General features: G+C 69.4%; 18 protein-coding genes. 5 read left to right on the forward strand and 13 right to left on the reverse strand.

Annotated elements, in window-relative coordinates:
- Positions 1-98 precede the first annotated feature (98 nt).
- Both EDD27_RS27610 and EDD27_RS27615 read left to right on the forward strand, forming a co-directional pair.
- On the forward strand, positions 99-1,823 hold the full coding sequence (locus EDD27_RS27610) for an ABC transporter ATP-binding protein (RefSeq protein ID WP_127934963.1): 1,725 nt from the start codon (positions 99-101) through the stop codon (positions 1,821-1,823).
- On the forward strand, positions 1,820-3,670 hold the full coding sequence (locus EDD27_RS27615) for an ABC transporter ATP-binding protein (protein WP_127934964.1): 1,851 nt from the start codon (positions 1,820-1,822) through the stop codon (positions 3,668-3,670). The genes EDD27_RS27610 and EDD27_RS27615 overlap by 4 nt, the downstream gene beginning before the upstream one ends.
- Before the next feature lie 75 nt (positions 3,671-3,745).
- On the opposite strand, the gene EDD27_RS27620 is transcribed toward EDD27_RS27615, so the two are convergent.
- From EDD27_RS27620 to EDD27_RS27635, 4 genes are read right to left on the reverse strand one after another with little or no spacing between them, the layout of a single operon-like run.
- Positions 3,746-4,075 carry a hypothetical protein gene (locus EDD27_RS27620; RefSeq protein ID WP_127934965.1) on the reverse strand — a complete coding sequence of 110 codons (330 nt, stop codon included), beginning with the start codon at positions 4,073-4,075 and terminating at the stop codon, positions 3,746-3,748.
- A 48-nt stretch (positions 4,076-4,123) separates the two neighbouring features.
- Entirely contained in the window at positions 4,124-4,459 is a 336-nt protein-coding gene (locus tag EDD27_RS27625) for a DUF202 domain-containing protein (protein ID WP_241564286.1), read from the reverse strand.
- A gap of 10 nt (positions 4,460-4,469) precedes the next feature.
- Positions 4,470-4,796 (reverse strand): YidH family protein, encoded by a 327-nt coding sequence (locus EDD27_RS27630; RefSeq protein WP_127934967.1) that lies wholly within the window; start codon positions 4,794-4,796, stop codon positions 4,470-4,472.
- A 46-nt stretch (positions 4,797-4,842) separates the two neighbouring features.
- Positions 4,843-5,232, reverse strand: a complete 390-nt coding sequence (locus EDD27_RS27635; RefSeq protein WP_127934968.1) for a hypothetical protein — start codon at positions 5,230-5,232, stop codon at positions 4,843-4,845.
- 200 nt (positions 5,233-5,432) lie between these two features.
- Between EDD27_RS27635 and bla the strand changes: the two genes are divergently transcribed.
- Both bla and EDD27_RS27645 read left to right on the forward strand, forming a co-directional pair.
- Complete coding sequence (bla, locus tag EDD27_RS27640; RefSeq protein WP_127934969.1) at positions 5,433-6,374, forward strand: class A beta-lactamase; 942 nt, start codon at positions 5,433-5,435, stop codon at positions 6,372-6,374.
- Positions 6,374-8,446 carry a transglycosylase domain-containing protein gene (locus tag EDD27_RS27645; protein ID WP_127934970.1) on the forward strand — a complete coding sequence of 691 codons (2,073 nt, stop codon included), beginning with the start codon at positions 6,374-6,376 and terminating at the stop codon, positions 8,444-8,446. Before bla ends, EDD27_RS27645 begins: the two co-directional genes overlap by 1 nt.
- A gap of 4 nt (positions 8,447-8,450) precedes the next feature.
- Here EDD27_RS27645 and EDD27_RS27650 read toward each other — a convergent pair whose 3' ends face one another.
- The 7 genes from EDD27_RS27650 to EDD27_RS27680 all read right to left on the reverse strand — a co-directional run bounded on the left by EDD27_RS27650 (position 8,451) and on the right by EDD27_RS27680 (position 16,069).
- Positions 8,451-9,257 carry a UTRA domain-containing protein gene (locus EDD27_RS27650; RefSeq protein ID WP_127934971.1) on the reverse strand — a complete coding sequence of 269 codons (807 nt, stop codon included), beginning with the start codon at positions 9,255-9,257 and terminating at the stop codon, positions 8,451-8,453.
- 131 nt (positions 9,258-9,388) lie between these two features.
- On the reverse strand, positions 9,389-10,678 hold the full coding sequence (locus tag EDD27_RS27655; RefSeq protein WP_127934972.1) for an ABC transporter substrate-binding protein: 1,290 nt from the start codon (positions 10,676-10,678) through the stop codon (positions 9,389-9,391).
- Positions 10,679-10,691: 13 nt separating this feature from the next.
- A complete protein-coding gene (locus tag EDD27_RS27660; protein WP_127934973.1) occupies positions 10,692-11,858 on the reverse strand; it encodes a branched-chain amino acid ABC transporter permease in 1,167 nt (388 codons plus the stop codon).
- The gene (locus tag EDD27_RS27665; protein WP_127934974.1) at positions 11,855-12,742 is read right to left on the reverse strand and encodes a branched-chain amino acid ABC transporter permease; all 888 of its coding nucleotides are present in this window, start codon (positions 12,740-12,742) and stop codon (positions 11,855-11,857) included. Before EDD27_RS27665 ends, EDD27_RS27660 begins: the two co-directional genes overlap by 4 nt.
- Positions 12,739-14,559 (reverse strand): AMP-dependent synthetase/ligase, encoded by a 1,821-nt coding sequence (locus EDD27_RS27670; RefSeq protein WP_127934975.1) that lies wholly within the window; start codon positions 14,557-14,559, stop codon positions 12,739-12,741. Before EDD27_RS27670 ends, EDD27_RS27665 begins: the two co-directional genes overlap by 4 nt.
- Positions 14,556-15,320 (reverse strand): ABC transporter ATP-binding protein, encoded by a 765-nt coding sequence (locus EDD27_RS27675; protein ID WP_127934976.1) that lies wholly within the window; start codon positions 15,318-15,320, stop codon positions 14,556-14,558. The genes EDD27_RS27670 and EDD27_RS27675 overlap by 4 nt, the downstream gene beginning before the upstream one ends.
- Entirely contained in the window at positions 15,308-16,069 is a 762-nt protein-coding gene (locus EDD27_RS27680) for an ABC transporter ATP-binding protein (protein ID WP_127934977.1), read from the reverse strand. The genes EDD27_RS27675 and EDD27_RS27680 overlap by 13 nt, the downstream gene beginning before the upstream one ends.
- A 126-nt stretch (positions 16,070-16,195) precedes the next feature.
- Here EDD27_RS27680 and EDD27_RS27685 point away from each other — a divergent pair, with 126 nt between their 5' ends.
- A complete protein-coding gene (locus EDD27_RS27685; RefSeq protein ID WP_164903815.1) occupies positions 16,196-16,453 on the forward strand; it encodes a UBP-type zinc finger domain-containing protein in 258 nt (85 codons plus the stop codon).
- Between the two features lie 34 nt (positions 16,454-16,487).
- Here EDD27_RS27685 and EDD27_RS27690 read toward each other — a convergent pair whose 3' ends face one another.
- On the reverse strand, positions 16,488-18,071 hold the full coding sequence (locus EDD27_RS27690; RefSeq protein WP_206641682.1) for a Na+/H+ antiporter: 1,584 nt from the start codon (positions 18,069-18,071) through the stop codon (positions 16,488-16,490).
- Between the two features lie 69 nt (positions 18,072-18,140).
- Positions 18,141-19,298: a hypothetical protein gene (locus EDD27_RS27695; RefSeq protein ID WP_127934978.1), complete on the reverse strand. Its 1,158-nt coding sequence runs from the start codon at positions 19,296-19,298 to the stop codon at positions 18,141-18,143.
- Between the last annotated feature and the right edge of the window lie 225 nt (positions 19,299-19,523).

Consider the following 19,523-nt stretch of genomic DNA (forward strand, 5'->3'; position numbering starts at 1 on the left):
CCAAAAATAGGTTGATCGAGCGTACTAACCTGGAAGGGATGCCTCCCGATACGCACATACCTCGCCGTCCCCTGCTGTCTTCCAACTCCCTGTGGCGGATGAAGTCCTACCTCCGCCCCTACGTCACCAGATTGGTCTTCATCTGGCTGGCCGCGATCGTCGGCATCGGAGCCGGCATCGCGCTCCCGCTCATCATCGAGCGGGTCATCGACGGTCCCATCGCCCAGGGCGACTCCGACGGGCTGCTCCCGCTCGGGTTGCTCGCGATCGGCGTCGGCGTCGTCGAGGCTCTGCTGATCCTGCTCAGACGGTGGGCCCAGGTCAAACCGGTGCTCGGCCTGGAGACCGCCATCCGCGACGACCTCTACAAGCACCTCCAGCGCCTGCCCATGGGCTTCCACGGAGAGTGGCAGTCCGGGCAGCTGTTATCCCGGGCCACGACCGACCTGTCCACGATCCGCCGCTTCCTCGGCTTCGGGATGTTGTTCCTCGTCATGAACATCCTGCAGCTGATCACGGTGACCGCGCTGCTGCTCAACAAGTACTGGCCGCTCGGACTGCTGGTGCTGGCCTCGTCCGTGCCGATCATCTGGACGTCGCTGCGGTTCGAGAAGCGCTACATCAGGATCTCCCGCCAGGTGCAGGACGAGCAGGGCGACCTCGCCACGCTCGTCGAGGAGTCCGCGCTCGGCATCCGCACCATAAAGGCGTTCGGCCGCCGCCACTACGTCTATGACCGCTACGACGACGCCGCGCTCAAGGTCTACGGCTCGTCGATGGACAAGGCGCGCCTGTCGGCGAAGTTCTTCGCCTTCCTCGAGGTGATCCCCAACATCACGCTGGCCTTGGTGCTGCTGCTGGGCGCCCTGGCCGTCGGGTCCGGCGCGCTGACGCTGGGCGCGCTCATCGCGTTCACCACGCTGATGCTGCAGCTGGTGTGGCCGATCGCGAGCCTCGGCTACATCCTGGCCATGGGCCAGGAGGCCATGACGTCCGCCGACCGGCTCATGGAGGTCATGGACACGGTCCCCGCCATCGAGGGCGGGACGGACACGATCGACAAGCCCCGCGGCCACCTGCGCTTCGAGGGCGTCGGGTTCCGCTTCCCCGGCGCGGACCGGCCGGTGCTGCACGACGTCTGGCTGGACGTGCGCCCTGGCGAGACGGTGGCGATCGTGGGTGCGACCGGCGCCGGCAAGACCACGCTGACCGCGCTGGTGCCCCGGCTGATCGACCCCACCGAGGGCCGCGTCACGATCGACGGGCATGACGTACGCGACCTGGAGCTCACCACGCTGCGGTCGGTGGTGGCCACCGCGTTCGAGGAGCCGACGCTGTTCTCCATGAGCGTGCGCGAGAACCTCACCCTCGGCCGGCTCGACGCCACCGAGGAGGAGCTGGCCGACGCCATTCAGACGGCGCAGGCCATGTTCGTGTACGACCTGCCGTGGGGCCTCGACACCCGCATCGGCGAGCAGGGCCTGTCCCTGTCCGGCGGCCAGCGGCAGCGCCTCGCCCTGGCCCGGGCGGTGCTGAGCAATCCGCGGATCCTCGTGCTCGACGACACGCTGTCCGCGCTCGACGTGGAGACCGAGGCGCTGGTGGAGGAGGCGCTGCGGCACGTGCTGCGCGACGCCACCGGCATCGTGGTCGCCCACCGCGCCTCCACCGTGCTGCTGGCCGACAAGGTGGCGCTGCTGCGCGACGGCACGATCACGCACGTGGGGCAGCACCACGAGCTGCTGGCCGAGGTGCCCGAATACCGGGAGCTGCTGGCCCAGGACGCCGACCTGGACGACGCGTCGGAAGGAGCGCTGCGATGACCACGACGACGACCACGTCATCGACCTCGGCCTCCTGGCGCGGCGTCGCCTCCGAGGACCAGGACGAGCTGCCGGAGAAGGTCTCCCTCCTGCTGCGGGAGCGTTCCCGCCGGCTGCTCGGCGACCTGCTCAGGCCGTACCGGAAGAAGATCGCGCTGCTCGTGTCGATCATCGTGGTGTCGAACGCCGCCGGGCTCGCGATCCCCTACCTGGTCTCGGTCGGCATCGACGCGGGCATCCCGCCGATCACCCGCGGGTCCGGCCCGGCGATCCTGCTGACCGTGGTCGGGGTGATCCTGGCCGCCGCCGTGACCCAGGCGCTGACCCGGCAGGCGTTCCTGCGGCTGTCGGGCACGATCGGCCAGAGCATCCTGCTGGAGCTGCGCAGGAGGGTGTTCGGCCAGTTCCAGCGGCTGTCGCTGAGCTTCCACGAGCACTACACCTCCGGCCGCGTCATCTCGCGGCTGACCTCGGACATCGAGGCCATCGCCGAGCTGCTGCAGTCCGGGTTCGACGCGCTGGTCAAGGCCGTGCTGACCATGGTGGGCACGGCCGTGCTGCTGCTGATCCTGGACGTGCACCTGGGTCTGGTGGCGCTCATCCCGCTGCCGCTGCTGCTGCTCTTCACGCGGTGGTTCCGGCGGCAGTCGGTAATCGTCTACCGGCGTACGCGGGAGACGGTCGCGCTCGTGATCGTGCACTTCGTGGAGTCGATGACCGGCATCCGCGCGGTGCAGGCCTTCCGCCGCGAGCCGCGCAATCAGGAGATCTTCCACCAGCTGAACGACGACTACCGGGGCGCGAACGCCAGTGGCATGCGGCTCGGCGCGACGTTCATGACCGGCATCAAGCTCATCGGCAACCTGACGATCGGCGGGGTGCTGCTCTACGGCGGCTGGCTGGTGCTCCAGGGTGAGGTCACCGAGGGCGTGCTGGCCGCGTTCCTGCTCTACCTGCGCCAGTTCTACGAGCCGATGCAGGAGGTCAGCCAGTTCTACAACACGCTGCAGTCGGCGGGCGCGGCGCTGGAGAAGTTGTCCGGCGTGCTGGAGGAGGAGCCGTCGGTGCCCGAGCCGCGCAAGCCGCAGCCGCTGCCGCGCGGCAGGGCACGCGGCAAGGTGCGCTTCGAGGGCGTCAGGTTCGCCTACGTCGAGGAGAGGCCGATCCTGCCGGGGCTCGACCTGACGGTCCCGGCCGGGCAGAGCGTGGCGCTGGTCGGCGCCACGGGTGCGGGCAAGACGACGCTGGCCAAGCTGATCTCGCGTTTCTACGACCCGACCGAGGGCCGCGTGCTGCTGGACGGCGTGGACCTGCGCACGCTTGACGAGCCGACGCTGCGCCAGGCCGTGGTCATGGTGACGCAGGAGAACTTCCTGTTCAGCGGCACGGTCGCGGACAACATCAGGTTCGGCAAGCCGGACGCGACCGACCGCCAGGTGCGCGAGGCGGCCAAGGCGATCGGTGCGCACGCCTTCATCTCGGGCCTGCCCGACGGTTACGACACCGAGGTCGGCAAACGCGGCGGCCGCATGTCCGCCGGCCAGCGCCAGCTCGTCGCGTTCGCCCGGGCGTTCCTGGCCGATCCGGCCGTGCTGATCCTCGACGAGGCGACCTCCAGCCTGGACGTGCCGAGCGAGCGGCTGGTGCAGCGTGCGCTGCGGACGATCCTGGCCGACCGCACGGCGCTGATCATCGCGCACCGGTTGTCCACCGTGGAGATCGCCGACCGCGTGCTCGTCATGGAGCGGGGCGAGATCGTCGAGGACGGGCCGCCGGACCGGCTCATCGCCGCCTCGGGGCGCTTCGCCGGACTGCACCAGGCCTGGCTGGACAGCCTCAGCAGTTGACCGCCACCGGCAGCCGGCCGGGCAGCGGCGTCCGCTCAGCGGGCGCGCTGTCCGGCTCGGCCGCGGGCGGCGTCCTTACCGTGTGTCAGGTTGCCAATAGAGCGGGCGTGGCACCGGGCTGAGCAGCGGGGTCGGATCGGGCGCCGCCGGCTTCTCTGGCGGGATCAGCTCCGGATGGCGCGACAGGTAGCCCTCAGGGAAGGTGGTGGAGTCCTGCCGGCGACACCGCGGGCAGATGGCGCCCGGCGACGGCGGCGGCACCGGCAGCCCGTTGTGCAGCCAAACGTCCGCTTCGTTGCCATGGTGGTCGTCGACGTGCCTGACCAGGTATTCCTCTTCCCACACGTGCCAGCAGCTGCGGCACTCGAAAGGCACGATCCTGCGTTCTTCATCCAACGAGGTCACCCCCTTGCTTCGAGTTTCCGCCTGCTTGTCGGAATCTCGCAAGCGGACTCACCGAACGGTGAAGACAAAGGTCAGGGCACCTGCGACCACGCCGAGCACACCCAGCCAGGCCAGGACCACGTCGAGCCCGGGGTCAAGCGGCCTGCCGCCGTGCAGCGCCGCCTGCACCCGCCGGAACCTGACCCTGGTCCTGATGAGCAGCACGCCGCCGCAGAGCGCGGCCAGCGCGAACGCCGCCACCGCGAGGGCCGGCAGGCCGTGCCTGGCCGACAGCCCGGTCGCGCCGAGCCCGCCAGTGGCCAGAGCCACGGCCGTCCGCACCCACGCGAGCCTGGTGCGCTCACTCTGTAGCCCACGATCCCAGACCTCCTCTTCGGAAGCCATCCTCACTCCGTCATGCTGAGAGGATGATGAGAACGAGGGCGATCACGGCGACGGCGGCCACCCCGTAGCCGAAGACGGCGGCGAGCGCGGGCGGCGGCAGCGGCGCCTGATCGCGCAGTGCCCGCTGGATGTTTCGCCAGCGCGGGTAGGCCATGCCCGCGGCCAGCGCGGAGAGTGTGACAAGCACGACGGCCAGGGCGGTGCGGATCCATGGCACGAACACGTCGGCCGGCACCGCCGCCATGGCCACCCCACCCGCGCTGAGCGCCAGCGCCGTGCTCAGCCAGGTGAGGAAGGTGCGTTCATTGGCCAAGGTGAAACGCGGGTCGGGTTCCATGGGTAAAACGATATTTCGCCCCCATTACCCCTAGAGAAGCCGGGATTCAGCCGGTGCAGGCCTTGGTCACCTTCTCCACGTACGCGGCGCCCTCGGTGGTGACCTTCTGGGCCGCGTCGACGGCGTCGTTGGCGTCCTTGACGGTGATGCCGCTCAGGGTCTTGGCGAAGTCGTCGGAGGCTTCCTTGATCGTGGTGTTGGCTGCCTTGTCGGCCACATCGTTGAGCTTGGCCGCGGCGTCGTCCAGGGCCTTGTCCATGGCCTGGGGGTCGTTGGTGAGCTGGGCGATCTGCCCGCCGAGCTCGCTGACGATCTTCGGTGCCTCCAGGCACGCCTGGGCCTTGTCGATGGTCTGATTGACCTCACCGCAACCGGCGGCGGCGATGCAAAGGGCGAAGGCGGCGAGAGGCACGTACCGGCTCTTGTGGAGTCGCATGCTTCGACCCTACCCAAGATTCCCTGTTCAGCCGGGTAAGCGGCGTCACTGATCACCAGCGCGCGATCGGTGTGAGACTCGGGCCACCTGCACCGATATCCGAATGGATATCGTCCGATTGCCGATATCGCTATTAGACATGCGGAGATCTCATCTGCTTTGCTCCTGCCCTCTGACAGGCGAGAGCAAGGACATATGACATGCGGAACCTGCGCGTCCGGCGGCTGGCTGCGGCGACCACCCTGACGATCTCCCTTCTGGCGGGCGGCGCCCTCGGCCCGGCGCCGGCCTCGGCCGCGAGCGTGGCGGCGGCGCCGGCGGTCTCCAGCCAGGCCCCGGTCAACGTCAAGAAGGAACTGCGCGCGCTGGAGAAGGCCTTCAACGGCCGCATCGGCGCGTACGCCGTCGACACCGCCACCGGCAAGACCGTGACCTACCGGGCGGGTGAACGCTTCCCGCTGTTGTCCACGTTCAAGGCCTTCGCCTGCGCGGCCGTGCTGCACAAGGCCCGCACCTCGGACCCCGGGCTGATGAACAAGGTGATGCACTGGACGGCCGACGAGCTGCTGGAGCACTCACCCGTCACCGAGAAGCACGTCAAGGACGGGCTGACCGTGGCGCAGCTGTGCGAGGCCACCATCACGGTGAGCGACAACACCGCGGGCAACCTGATCCTGAAGGAGATCGGCGGCCCCGCCGGTCTGACCAAATACTTCCGTTCGCTCAAGGACGCGATCTCCCGCCTGGACCGCTACGAGCCCGGGTTGAACGACTGGACGCCGAAGGACAAGCGCGACACCACGACCCCCGCGGCCATCGCCCGTGACCTGCGCGTGCTGACGATCGGCAACGCGCTGCACGCCAAGGACCGGGAGCAGTTCAACGCCTGGCTGATCGCGACCAAGACCGGCGACGCGCGTATCCGGGCCGGCCTGCCCAAGACCTGGACGATCGGCGACAAGACCGGCACCAACTCCACGGGATTCGGCGGTGGGAACGACATCGCCGTCATCTGGCCCGAGAAGGGCGCCGCTCCCCTCATCATGGCGATCTACACCAACCGCTCCCCCGGCCTCGCCACCGACGACAAGACGATCGCGAAGACCGCGACGATCCTGGCCCGCGGGCTCGGCAAGCTCTGATGTCCGGTCGGGGGACGAAGATCGCACGCCTCGCCGCCGCCGGCGCGGCGGCGGGCGTGCTCGTTGCCGGAATCGCGGTCCCGGCCGTGGGGGGCGCCGGATTCGGGCTCGTGACGGCGGCCGGGGAGATCGATCTGGAGCCGGTCGACCTCGTGGAGCCGCCGCCGGCCGAGGTCACGACCGTGCGGGACGCCAGAGGCAACGTGATCGCCCGGTTCTATGAGCAGTACCGCGAGGTCGTCCGTTTCGACGAGATCGCCGAGGTCATGAAGACGGCGATCGTCGCGATCGAGGACTACCGCTTCTACGAGCACGGCGCCATCGACGTCGAGGGCACGCTCCGCGCGCTGGCGAAGAACCTGCAGGCGGGGCGGGTGAGCCAGGGCGGTTCGAGCATCACGCAGCAGTACGTCAAGCAGGTGTTGCTCAACTCCGCCGGCACCGAGCGGGAGCGTAACGCGGCGCTGGAGGCCAGCTACGCGCGCAAGCTGAAGGAGCTTCGGTACGCCATGGGGGTCGAGAAGAAGTACACCAAGAACCAGATTCTCGAGAAATATCTGAACATCGCGTACTTCGGCGCGGGCGCCTACGGCGTCGAAGCGGCCGCCAGGCGGTTCTTCGGCGTGAAGGCGGCGAACCTGACGTTACCCCAGGCGGCAACGCTGGCCGGGGCCGTGCAGGACCCGAACGCCACCGACCCCAACCTCGGCAGGAAGCAGCGCGAACGACTCAAGAACCGCCGTGACGTCGTGCTCGACCGCATGGCCGAGCTAGGGAAGATCACGCCTGCCGAGGCGGCGAAGGCCAAGGCCACCAAGCTCGGCTACAAGGGCACAGAGCTGCCCGGCGGGTGTGAATCCAGCAAATATCCCTATTTTTGCCTGTACGTCCGCCAAGAGATCCTCAACAATCCCGACTTCGGCAAGACCGCGAAGGCCCGCCTGGCGGCGCTCAACCGCGGCGGCCTGACGATCACCACCACGATCGACCCGGCCATGCAGGCCGCCGCGGAGCGGACGATCAGGCGCCACGTCCACGCCTCGGACGCCCCGGTCGCCGCCCAGGCCCTGGTCCAGCCGGGGACGGGTGCGATCAAGGCCATGGCCGCCAGCAAGCCTTACGGGCGGCGCGCGGCCAGGAACGAGATCTCGTACAACGTCGTCGCGGACGCCGCGCACGGCGGCGGGGTCGGGTTCCAGGCAGGCTCGACGTTCAAGACGTTCACCCTGATCAGCGCGCTGAAGCAGGGAATGAAGGTGGACGACGGGCTCACCGCGGGCGCCGGCTACCGCGCGCCCGGCTACGCGACCTTCACGAACTGCGCGGGCCAGAACGTCGGCGATCCCACCCACACGGTCACCAACGACGAGGGCTCCCCGGGGTGGAAGACGTTGCGCACCGGCACGTGGGGCTCGGTGAACACGTTCTTCATGGAGCTGGAGCAGCGGGTCGGGCTCTGCGAGACCGTCGCCACGGCCAAGTCCCTGGGCATCCGCCGCGCGGACGGGCAGAGGTTGCAGGAGTACGAGACGTTCACGCTCGGCATCAACGAGATGGACCCGGTCACGGTGGCCAATGCCTACGCCGCGATCGGGGCACGCGGCACGTACTGCGCGCCGATGGCGATCACCCGGATCACCGACCGGGGCGGCAGGACCACGACGTACCGGCCCACCTGCCGGCAGGTCCTCGACCCGGCGATCGCGGACGCGACGGCAGAGGTGTTGTCCGGCGTGTTCACCAAGGGCACGATGCGGGACGTCGGCGGCATCGGACGCGACGCGGCCGGCAAGACCGGCACCACGGACGACTACGCGACCGCCTGGTTCGCCGGTTTCACCCCGGATCTGGCGGGGGCCGTGAGCATCGGGGATCCGCGCGGCTCCCAGCGGCACAAGCTGGTCGGCGTGACGATCGGCGGCCGGTACTACGGGACGGTGGCCGGGGCGAGCCTGCCCGGGCCGATCTGGAGGGACACCATGGTGGCTGCGCTGAGGGACGTGCCACCGTCGTCGTTCACGCCCATGGACACCGCACGGTTCGGCGGCTGCGATCGGTTCTGCCGTCGGTAAGGGGTCAGAACTCGTCGTGTCCGGAGACCTGGCCGATGGGGAAGACATGCCGGTTCGCGGCGCAGATCGTCTCAAGGACGTGAACCGGCGTGTCGTCACGGGAGTAGCCGGCCCGGAGCACCTGGACGATCCACTCGCCAGGGTCGAGCTCCAGGGTCTCGCGCTCGAAGGCCGTGGGCGGCCGGGCGGTCAGGTTCTCTTCCGCGTGCCCGAAGGCGTATCCGAGTGCGATCAGTGCCGACTGCAGCGACGGCTGCACGAACTCCGGCTCGGCGAGCCGGGTGCCGCCGAACAGGTCGGCGCGGAAGTAGCTGGTCGCGATACGTACAGGCACGTCATTGGCGGTCATCATCTTCCGCCTGGCCACGACCTCCGTCCCGGGTGCGACGCGCAGGCAGGCCGCGACATGATCGCTGGCAGGCTCCAGCCCGACGTAGAGCATCCGGCGGCCGGCCTTGAGCCCCTGACGCTCCGCTTCCGCCAGAAACAGCGACTTGGAACCGCGAACGGCGGGCTCGGTCGGCAACGCCCGCTGCACCAGCACCCGAGGCGCCGGTGCGTCAGGGCCTTCCGGGGCGCGGGCGGCCGGCCCCTTCCTCATCTGCGAGATCCGGCCGGGCGAGACGCCCAACCGCCCGGCGATCTCCTCCAGGCTCATGCCGGATTGCCGCGCTTCCGCGATGGCCTGCCGCCGCATCTTGGCGGCCTCGGTGACCAGGACCTGCTCCTCGGTCATCAACCGGCTGAGGATGCGGGCTCGCTCCACGGGGTCGCTCACCTGCGCGACGTCCCTCAGCGTCTTCACGTCCATCGGGGCGTTCCTCCTCGGCGACCGGCATACGGCGGTATTTTAGGCCCCCTATTGCGAGGGCCCATCCGAGGGTTCAGGCTTTCCGGGGGGCGCTGCGCGGCGTTCCCGTCGCGCAGCGCCCCCGCAGAGAACTACAGCTTGGCGAAGCAGGGGCCGTCGAAGGTGTACGACTTCGCGGTCTCGCCCGTGAAGAAGTCCTTGACGATCGAGACGCCGGTCGGCGCCTGGTCGTCTACCTTGCTGATCAACGTCTGGCGGAACGTCGCCGTGTTGGCGTCGTCCGCGTAATTTCCGGCCTCCGGGGGCAGCATGCCCTCGTAGTCCACCGTCTTCAGGGTCTTCACGGCCGCCAGCAGGCCCTTCCTGCTGACGTCCCCGCTCGCCACCATCTTGTCGAGTGCCGCCTTCAGCGGATACGCCCAGGCCCAGCCGGAGGTGTATCCGTCATTGGCGGACACGTTCGGGAGCGCCTCCCGCATGGCCTGGTGGCCGGGCGTTTCGGCGCCCCACGGCTTCCCCGGGGCTGACTGCTCGTACAGGGCCTTCAGTGCTGGGGCGGCGGGGGACTTCAGCAGCGCGGGGTTCCAGGTGGGGCCGGTGCCGATGAACCGGCCCTTGTAGCCGGCCGCGGCCGCCTGGCCGATGATCGTCGCGGCGTCGGCCGGGCCCGTGGTGAGGATCACCAGGTCGGGCTTGTTCTTGGTGATCTCGGTGATGGCGCGGCCCTGCTCGTTCGCGCCGGTCGGGGTCTCCACGCTGGTGAACTCCAGGCCGTTGCGCTCGGCGGCGATCTTGGCGCCCGCGGCGGCGTCCGCGCCGTAGTCGCCGGCCAGGTGCACGGCCATGACCGACTTCGGCTTGTACGTCTCCACCGCGTAGTCCACGGAGTTCATGGCCTCGACGCAGTAGTTCGACCCGGACTCGAGGATCACGTCCTCGAACTCCCACGCGGAGGTCCACGAGGCCGGGGCGGCGACGATGTTGTTGGCCTTGAGGTCGCCGATGATGGCGGCGGTCGTGGGCGAGCCGAGCGTCTGGGCCAGGCCGAGCACCTGGTCCTTGATCTCGTTGTAGACCTGCCGGTGCACCTCCGGGTTGTACTTGTTGTCCCGGACGTAGCGGGTCACGTCCACTTCATACTTGCCGCCGATGCCGCCGGCCTTGTTGACGCGGGCCCAGAAGGCCTTCTGCGCGTCGGTGATCGGCACGGCCAGCGCGGCGAACGGGCCCGCGGTGAGGTCGGAGATCGTGCCGAGGTAGATGCAGCCCTTGTTGCGATCGACCGCGTTCGGGCAGGGCTCCGTGGTGACCCCTGGAGCCTGCGCGCCGCCCTTGCTGCCCTCGTCGTCCCCCCGGATGACGCCGCATGCGGACAGAAGTGCCACCACCGCGGTGAACGCCACCACATAGCGACTCTTCATGAAAAATCCCTTCTCAGTATGAAAAAGGCCAGGATTTCCAGTAGTTGCGGATCCGGATCCACAGACCGAACAGGCCGCGCGGCTCGAAGATGAGGAACAGCACGATCAGCAGCCCGTACAGCACGGTCTCGACCTGGAACACGTTGGGGGTCTGCGTGGTGTCGCCGCTGACGAACGGCACCAGCGAGGGCAGCGACCTGGTGAGGGGCTGCAACAGCGAGATGAACAACGCGCCCGCGATCGCCCCGGACACGGTAGCCACGCCGCCGATCAGGACCATCGCGATGAACTGCACCGACATGAGCAGGCTGAACGAGCCCGGCTCGACGTACCCGGAGATCGTGTAGAGCAGGCCGCCCGCGCATCCGGCGTAGAAGGAGGAGATCCCGAACGCCAGCACCTTGTACCGCGTCAACGGCACCCCGATGACCTCGGCCGCGATGTCGCGGTCGCGGATGGCGGCGAAGGCGCGGCCGATGCGGGAGCGGGCCAGGTTGCGGGCGGCGACGGCGAAGACGATGAGCAGCACCAGCATGAGGACGTACAGAGTCTGCTCCTTGGTGCCGAGCGGGCCGTCCTGGTCCAGGCGCGTGCCGAAGAGTTGCGGGATCGCCGCCTCCCGGCCGACGCCGGGGCCGCCGGTGAGCTCCTGCCACTCCTTGAAGACGTGCTCGCCGAGGAAGACCAGGCCGAGCGTGACGACGGCCAGGTACAGGCCGCGCAGGCGGGTGGCCAGCGGGGCGACGAGCACCCCGGCCGCGGCGGCGACCAGTCCGGCGGCAGGCAGCCAGATCCAGATCTCCGCGATCCCGTAGCCGAGCCGATCGCCGTCGACCGGCCCCGACAGGGCGGCGGCGGTGTAGGCGCCGATGGCGACGAAGAAGGCGTGGCCGAGGGAGACCTGGCCGGCGTACCCGGTGACGATGTTGAGCCCGATCGCCCCGATGGCCAGCACGTACGCCCCCGCCAGCACCTCCAGCGACCGGTCCTGCAGCAGCACCGCCAGCGCGAACGCGAGCAGCACCAGCACCCCCGTCCACACCCGTTTGGCCCGGGTGTCGAGCAGGGCCATGTCCTGGGCGTAGGAGGTGTAGAGCAGCGGCCGGCCGCGTACCTTGCGAGACCGGCCGGTCGGTATGTCAGCGGCGGCCGGGGCCGCCGCGGAGCGCGTGTCGGTCATACCCGCTCGACCTCCCGGGTCCCGAACAGGCCGTACGGCCTGACCAGCAACACGATCAGCATCACCACGTACGGCGAGACGACCGCGAAGTTCTGTCCCAGCCAGGGCGCGACATCCCCTTGGTACGACTGGAACAGCGACTCCACGACGCCGACCACCAGCCCGCCCACCACGGCGCCGCCGAGCGAGTCGAGCCCGCCCACGATGATCGCCGGCAGCGCCTTCAACGCGATCACCCAGGTCAGCTGCTCCACGCCCTGCCCGGTGCCGACGAACATTCCGGCGATCGCCGCCAGGAAACCGGCCAGCCCCCACGACAGCGCGAACACCATGCCGACGGACACGCCCTGCGCCAGGGCGATCTCCTGGTCGAAGGCCGCCGCCCGCATGGCCAGGCCGTACTTGGTGAAGCGGAAGAACGCGAACAGCAGCCCGACCAGCACCGCGGTGACCAGCAGCATGGCCAGCCAGCGCTGCTGCACGACCAGCGGCCCGAGCGAGACCTGGGTGAACCCCCATGGATCGCCCATCTGCCGCACGTCCCTGCCGATGAAGGCATTGACCACCACCCGCACGACGACGTCGATGCCGAGCGTGATGATCGCCACGACGAACACCGGCCGCCCCACCATGGGCCTGATCGCCACCCGCTCGATGCCGAGCGCCACGAGAGCGATGAGCAGCGCCGACAGCAGCACGGCCGCGTAGAACCCGGTCACCTCCGCCAGGTAGCTCACCGCGACGGCCCCGGCCAGCATCAGCGCGGGCTGCGCGAAGCTGATCACCCGCGTCGCCTTGTAGATGATCACGAACCCGAGCGCGAGCAACGCGTACACCGACCCGTTGCCCAGGCCCCTGATGACCGTCTCCAGCAGCCCCTTCACCGGGTGTACATCCCTTCCACCAGGTCCTCGAACAGCTTGGCGATGGCACTGCGCTTGACCTTCTGGGTTGCGGTCAGCTCGCCGTCCTCGTGGTCGAGCTCCTTCGGCAGGAACGCGAACCGTTTGACCTGCTCGACCGAGGCGAACCGGGCGTTCACCTCGTTGATGATCTCCCGGACGAGCTCCCGCGTCTCCGGCTTCTCCGACAGGTCCCGATACGTGGTGTACGGCAGGCCGCGCCGCCGCGCCCACTCCCCCACCGTGTCCGGCTCGATCCCGATCAACGCCACCAGGTACGGCCGCTGGTCGCCGATGACGACGGCCTCCTTCAGGTACGGCGACGCCTTCAGCGCGTTCTCGATCTCGCTGGGCGCGACGTTCTTGCCGCCGGCCGTGATGATGATGTCCTTCATCCGGTCGGTGATGCGCACGTGCGTGCCCTCCACCCACTCGCCCACGTCGCCGGTGTGCAGCCAGCCGTCGGGATCGAGCACGTCGGCGGTGGCGCGCGGGTTGCGCCAGTAGCCGGCGAAGTTGCCGGGATGCCGGGTCATGATCTCGCCGGTGGCCTCGTCGATCTTCAGCTCGATGCCGGGGTGCGGCTCCCCGACCGTGCCGAGGCGCACCCGGCCGGGGCGGTTGGCGGTGGCGATGGCTGTGTTCTCGCTCATCCCGTACACCTCGTGCATGGGGATGCCGATCCCCATGTAGAACTTGAGCACGTCGGGCGCGATCGGCGCGGCGCCTGAGGCGGCGTAGCGCACCCGCCGCATGCCGAGCCGCTCGCGTAGCGCGCGATAGCAGAACACCCACCCGATCCCGTACGCCACCCGCGTCCAGAGCGTGTGCCGGCCGCCGGTGCGTACCAGCGTGTCGCCGATCCGGTCGGCCACCCGCAGCCAGAGCCGGGCGATCGCCCGCTTGACCGGCGAGGCCGACTCCAGCTTGATGTTGACCTGGGCGAGCACCTTCTCCCAGATGCGCGGCACCCCGAACAGGATCGTCGGCTGCACCTCCCGCAGGTTGGCCTGGACGGTGTCGATGGACTCGGCGAAGTTCACCTGCACGCCGGCCGCCGAGTTGAACCACACGGTGAACGCCCGCTCGGCGACGTGGCACAGCGGCAGGTACGACAGCGCCAGGTCGCGTTCCGACGGCGGCGGCGAGGTGAAGCCGCCGCCCGTGACGAGGGTGTCCACGGCGAACTCGACGTTGCCGATGGTGAGCATGACGCCCTTCGGCGGCCCGGTGGTGCCGGAGGTGTAGATGAGCGTCGCCACGTCGCCGGGCGCCGCTTCCGCCATGCGGCGTTCCACCGCGTCCGGATGCGCGGCCCGGTGCTCGGCGCCCAGGGCGAGCAGCTCCGGCCAGGACATGAGGACCTCGTCGTCGTAGCGGCCGCGGATGCCGCGCGGCTCGATGTAGACGATGCGCCGCAGGTCAGGGCATTCGCCGAGGACGGCAAGGGCCTTGTCGACCTGCTCCTGGTCCTCGGCGATGAGGATCGTGGCGCCGGAGTCGGCCAGCAGGTAGGCGACCTCTGCGGTGGGGTTCGTCGGGTAGAGGCCGACCGTGATGCCGCGCACGGCGACCGTGCCGAGGTCGCCGTAGAGCCATTCCGGGCGGTTCTCCGCGTGGATGGCCACCCGGTCGCCAGGTTCGACGCCGAGCGCGAGGAGGGCGTGCGCGACCAGCTCGACGTGCGTCCAGTACGCCGCCCAGGTGACCTCCTGCCAGATGCCGAAGTCCTTGTGCCGCATGGCGACCGCGTCAGGCGTCGTCATGGCCCGCTCCCGCACCCTGTCCACGATCGTCATGCGGCGCCTCCCAGGTACGCCTCGATCACGTTCGGGTCCTGCTGCACCTCGGCCGGGCTGCCGAGCGCGACGGGGCGGCCGAAGTCGAGCACGAGCACCCGGTCGGCCAGGTCCATCACGAGCCCCATGTCGTGCTCCACGAGCACGATCGGAATGCCCAGTTCATCGCGGATGTCGAGGACGAACCTGGCCATGTCCTCGGTCTCCTCCAGATTCATGCCGGCCACCGGCTCGTCGAGCAGCAGCAGCCGCGGCTCCATGGCGAGGGCCCGGCCGAGCTCGACCCGCTTCTGGATCCCGTACGGGAGCAGCCGCACGGGGTGGCGGCGCCAGGCCTCCAGTTCGAGGAAGTCGATGATGTCCTCGACCTTGGCGCGGGCGGCCAGCTCGGCGCGCCGGGCGCGCCCGTACCAGAGGAGGGCGGAGAACGCGCCGTAGCGGAAGTGGTGGTGGCGGCCCAGCATGAGGTTGTCCAGGACGGTGAGGTTGTGGAACAGCTCGACGTTCTGGAACGTCCTGGCCAGGCCCAGCGCGGCGATCTCGTGCGGCCGCTTGAGCAGCAGGTTCTCGCCGAGGAAGGTGACCCGGCCGCGCTGGGGCCGGTAGACGCCGGAGAGCACGTTGAAGATCGAGGTCTTGCCGGCGCCGTTCGGCCCGATGACGGCCAGCAGCTCCGCCTGTCCGACCTCGAAGGAGACGCCGTCGACGGCCTTGACGCCGGCGAAGCTCAGGTGCACGTCCTCGAACGTCAGGAGAGCCATCGTTTCCTCCGCTTGTAGTGCTTGACCTCGCGGAAGGACCGGACGGCCCCGAGGTAGAACTCCTTGATGTCATCGTCGGCGAGCAGTTCCTTCGCCGGCTTGTCCATGACGATCTTCCCGGTCTCCATGACGTAGCCGTGGGAGGCGATGGACAGGGCCATGGTGGCGTTCTGCTCGACCAGCAGGACCGTGGTGCCCTGCCGGTTGATCTCGACGATGAGGTCGCGTATCTGGCCGACCAGGGACGGCGCGAGGCCCAGGCTGGGCTCGTCGAGCAGCAGGTACGTCGGGCCCGCCATGAGGGCGCGGCCGACGGCCAGCATCTGCTGCTCGCCGCCCGACAGGTAGCCGGCCACGCTCTTGCGCCGCTCGCGCAGCAGCGGGAACAGCCCGTAGACGCGGTCCAGGTGGGAGGCGGTCGCGGTGTGGCCGCCGACTTTGAGGTTCTCCTCGACGGTCAGCTCGGACAGGATGCGGCGGCCCTCCATCACCTGGCTCACCCCGCGCCGGACGATCTGGGCGGGCTTCAGGTGGTGGATGGGCTCGCCCTCCAGGGTGACGCCACCCTTGGTGATCTCGCCGTCGTGCACGTCGAGCAGTCCGGACAGGGCGCGCAGCAGTGTGGTCTTGCCCGCGCCGTTCGCGCCGAGCAGGGCCACGATCGAGCCCGGGGGGACGTTGAGGCTCACGCCGCGCAGCACGAGCATCACGTCGTCGTAGACGACCTCGAGGTTGCGTACCTCCAGCAAACGCGGCTCCTCGGGACAGTGTGGCCTATGTCACTCCCCCCGCTGAGCACAATGTCCACGTTTGCCCGGCAACCGACAAGAGGCCTGGCCGAAATTAGACCGAGCACTGGCCCTAAGATTTCTGTTATGGCAATGTGCGAGCATCTTTCCCATTCAGGCGACCCCGCGGCGAACACGCCGGAGGGTTGCGAGGAGTGCCTCGCCGAGGGCGGCCGCTGGGTGCACCTGCGGCGCTGCTTGGAATGCGGTCACATCGGGTGCTGCGACTCCTCGCCTGCCAAGCACGCCACCGCCCACTTCCACGCGACGAACCATCCGGTGATCCAGTCGTTCGAGCGTGGCGAGGACTGGCGGTGGTGCTTCGTGGACAGCCAGATGGGTTAGCTGGGTCAGCGACCGCGGTCCGGGACGGCTCGGGCTAACGCTCCAGGATGGCCTCTTCGAAGTCGAGCTGCGCCATCACCTCACGCAGCACCTCGTCGTCCAGGCGCCGCTCGTCACGCATGCGGACGAAGACCTGGCGCTCGGCCTGCAGCATGTCGCGGCGCAGCCGCCGGTAGAGCGCGCTCGGGGTCTCCGCGCCGCCCTGTCCGGTGCCGCCGCCCAGACGCTCCCACGCGGTCAGCGAACGCCGCCATGACTTCTCCCTGAGCTGGTCGATGACCTGCTTCTGGATCTCGTCGGGCTCGCCCTCCTCGGCGACCAGCCGATCCAGCTCGGCCAGTCCGGCCTCCAGCGCCGCCTGCTGGGCCGCCGCCTCGGCCAGGCGGTCCTCGTAGCGCTCCCGCTCGGTCGTCACGCCCAGCCGCCTGATCAGCGCGGGGAACGTGGTGCCCTGGATGAGCAGCGTGCCGATCACCGTCGTGAACGTCAGGAACAACAACATGGCACGGTCGCGGGGAGGGACCTCCGGCGGGATGGCGAACGCCGCCGCCAGCGACACCACGCCCCGCATCCCCGCCCAGCTCAGGATCACCGCCTGCTTCGTCGTGGGCGCCGGCTGCGTGGTGTTCTTGGCGACGAGCTTGATCACCGACGTCGCGGTGAACACCCAGACGAACCTGCTGAGGATCGTCACCGCGAGCACCGCCGCCGCGTAGCCCGCGACCGCCCACGCGCTGTAACCGGAGATGCCCTGGATCACGGTCACGAGCTGCAGGCCGATCAGCACGAACACGATCGTCTCGAGGAAGAAGTCGGTGACCTTCCACACCGCGTCCGACACCAGCCGGGTGCCGAACCCCCGCAGATGCATCCGGTAGCCCAGGTAGAGGCCGATGATCACCACCGCGATCACGCCGGAGGCGTGCACGGTCTCGGCCGCGGCGAAGGCGGCGAACGGGATCAGCAACATCAGCGTGTTTTCGACCAGCGAGTCACGCGTGTGCTGGAACACCCAGGCGAACACGAACGCCAGCGCCAGCCCGATCGCCACCCCGCCCACCGCCGCGAGGAGGAACGCTCCGACGCTCTGGAACAGGTCCACGGTGCCGCCCACGGCCGCCCCGATGGCCACCCGGTAGGCCGTCAGCGCGGTGGCGTCGTTGAACAGGCTCTCCCCGATCAGGATCGTCAGCGTCCTGCGCGGCAGGCCGAGCCGCCGGCCGACCGCGACGGCGGCCACCGCGTCGGGCGGCGCGACGATGGCGCCGAGCGCGAACGCCAGTGCCAGCGGCAGGTCCGGCAGCAGCAGGTGCACGAGCAACCCGACCACGGCCGTCGTGAACAGGACCAGCCCGATCGACAGCAGCAGCACGGCCCGCTTGACGTCACGCAGGCGCAGGTAGGAGCTGTCGAGCGCGGCCGAGTAGAGCAGCGGCGGCAGGAACACGAACAGCACCAGCTCGGGATCCAGCGGCACCGCGGGCACCAGCGGCGAGGCCAGCAACCCCGCGGCCACCAGCAGCAGCGGGGCCGGCCAGCCCTTGCGCCGCGCCACAGCGGCCACCGCGATGGCACCGCCGGCCACCAGCAGCAGCTGCAGGACCAGGATGGGACTCACCGGCGCTCCTTCTCCCTCGGCCCGTTCACCTCGCCTCGCCGAGAGCGTACCTGGGCGCGCCGGCGGGAATCACCACTCCCTGCGGTCGCTCCGCTGGTGGTAGTCCGGGTGCTGCTGCTCGGGACGCAGGCGCTCGCCGGTGGAGAACATGGGATCCCCGACATACGGACGCTGCATGCCGGCATCCGGCTGCGCCGGCTCCTGCCTGCCGAGGGCCAGCAGCGGATCGACGGGGTTGGCCTGCGGGGCCTGCTGGTAGGCGGCGTAGTCGTCAGCGGCGGGCTGAGGGGCGCGACGCCGCCCGGCGCCCGGAATGCCGTGCATGGGCGTGCCGAGCCCTGCCGCGCTCTGGCTCTGCGGCTGGGGTTGGGGTTGGGGCTGCTGGTAGGCCTCCTGCCGCCGCCCGAACGAATCGGACGCGTACGGGTCAGACGGGTACGGGTCGGAGTGGTACTGGTCGGACCGGTGCGGGGAGGCCGCCGCGTAGGGATCGGCCGCCTGGGAGGGGAAGCCGAGGGGGTCGGTGCTCAGCGGCGACGAGCGACGCTGAGCGTCGGGCATCTGGTAGACGGGCTGGTTGTCCACGTACTGGGGGCCGCTGAAAGGATCGGGTTGCTGCTGGTACGGCTGGGGGTCGGCGGTGTACTGAGGCCCGCTGAAGGGATCGCCGTTGTACTGGGGACCGCTGAAGGGGTCACCGGTGTACTGCGGTTGCGGCGCGGTCGAGTCGACGTACTGCGGCCCGGTGAACGGCGCCGCCGCCCGGTCGCCGTAGGCCGGAGTCGCGTCCCTGGGGGCCGCCGGCTCGCCGAACGAGGCGACGAGCTTGTCCTGGGGCGCCGGACCCCTGGCCACGAGGACGTCATTGGGCGACAAAGCGGCAGTGGGACGCTCGTCGGGCTGGTGGGCCGGCTGCTGCTGGTGGTGTTGCGGAGCGGGCTGCGGCGGCCGCTGGTATTGGCCTGTGCCTGGGATGACCTCGGTGCCCGGATCGTGCGCGGGCACGGCGGGCTGCTCGCCCGTGGCCTCGGCATAGCCCTCGTCAAGGGTGTCGAGCAGCCGGCCGACGTCCTCCATCGGCATGCGGAAGCTCGCTGTGCACATCTCCCCCCGCCACAGGCTGAGCACCAAGGTGCCCTCGTGCCACGTGACCCGGAGACACCGCTCCTGACCTCGTGCATCGAAGAAGACTTCGCCGAACGACGGCAACGGGACAACTTCCGACATGGCAGACATACTGCTTTAACCAGCCTTTATTCGTCCACTCAACCCCGGAAAACCCTACGGAACCGGCCTTCCCATATACACCGTGAATCCCCCCGATCACACACAGGAAGATCGTGTTTGACCAGTTGGAGTCCCGATCGCCCAGTGTGCCATGCGCGTCGGCCGAAGTATTCGGGAACGCCGGGATGCGCATGGCCGATCACACCGCGTTCGGCACGGCGACCC

It is taken from the genome of Nonomuraea polychroma, from assembly GCF_004011505.1.
Classification (GTDB): Bacteria; Actinomycetota; Actinomycetes; order Streptosporangiales; family Streptosporangiaceae; genus Nonomuraea; species Nonomuraea polychroma.

Coding starts and splice junctions, on each gene's coding strand:
- EDD27_RS27675 (WP_127934976.1), bottom strand. CDS start 15,320: ATGGCTCTCCTGACGTTCGAGGACGTGCACCTGAGCTTCGCCGGCGTC.
- EDD27_RS27695 (WP_127934978.1), bottom strand. CDS start 19,298: ATGTCGGAAGTTGTCCCGTTGCCGTCGTTCGGCGAAGTCTTCTTCGAT.
- EDD27_RS27615 (WP_127934964.1), top strand. CDS start 1,820: ATGACCACGACGACGACCACGTCATCGACCTCGGCCTCCTGGCGCGGC.
- EDD27_RS27645 (WP_127934970.1), top strand. CDS start 6,374: ATGTCCGGTCGGGGGACGAAGATCGCACGCCTCGCCGCCGCCGGCGCG.
- bla (WP_127934969.1), top strand. CDS start 5,433: ATGCGGAACCTGCGCGTCCGGCGGCTGGCTGCGGCGACCACCCTGACG.
- EDD27_RS27650 (WP_127934971.1), bottom strand. CDS start 9,257: ATGGACGTGAAGACGCTGAGGGACGTCGCGCAGGTGAGCGACCCCGTG.
- EDD27_RS27660 (WP_127934973.1), bottom strand. CDS start 11,858: ATGACCGACACGCGCTCCGCGGCGGCCCCGGCCGCCGCTGACATACCG.
- EDD27_RS27610 (WP_127934963.1), top strand. CDS start 99: ATGAAGTCCTACCTCCGCCCCTACGTCACCAGATTGGTCTTCATCTGG.
- EDD27_RS27630 (WP_127934967.1), bottom strand. CDS start 4,796: ATGGAACCCGACCCGCGTTTCACCTTGGCCAATGAACGCACCTTCCTC.
- EDD27_RS27685 (WP_164903815.1), top strand. CDS start 16,196: ATGGCAATGTGCGAGCATCTTTCCCATTCAGGCGACCCCGCGGCGAAC.
- EDD27_RS27670 (WP_127934975.1), bottom strand. CDS start 14,559: ATGACGATCGTGGACAGGGTGCGGGAGCGGGCCATGACGACGCCTGAC.
- EDD27_RS27625 (WP_241564286.1), bottom strand. CDS start 4,459: ATGGCTTCCGAAGAGGAGGTCTGGGATCGTGGGCTACAGAGTGAGCGC.
- EDD27_RS27635 (WP_127934968.1), bottom strand. CDS start 5,232: ATGCGACTCCACAAGAGCCGGTACGTGCCTCTCGCCGCCTTCGCCCTT.
- EDD27_RS27655 (WP_127934972.1), bottom strand. CDS start 10,678: ATGAAGAGTCGCTATGTGGTGGCGTTCACCGCGGTGGTGGCACTTCTG.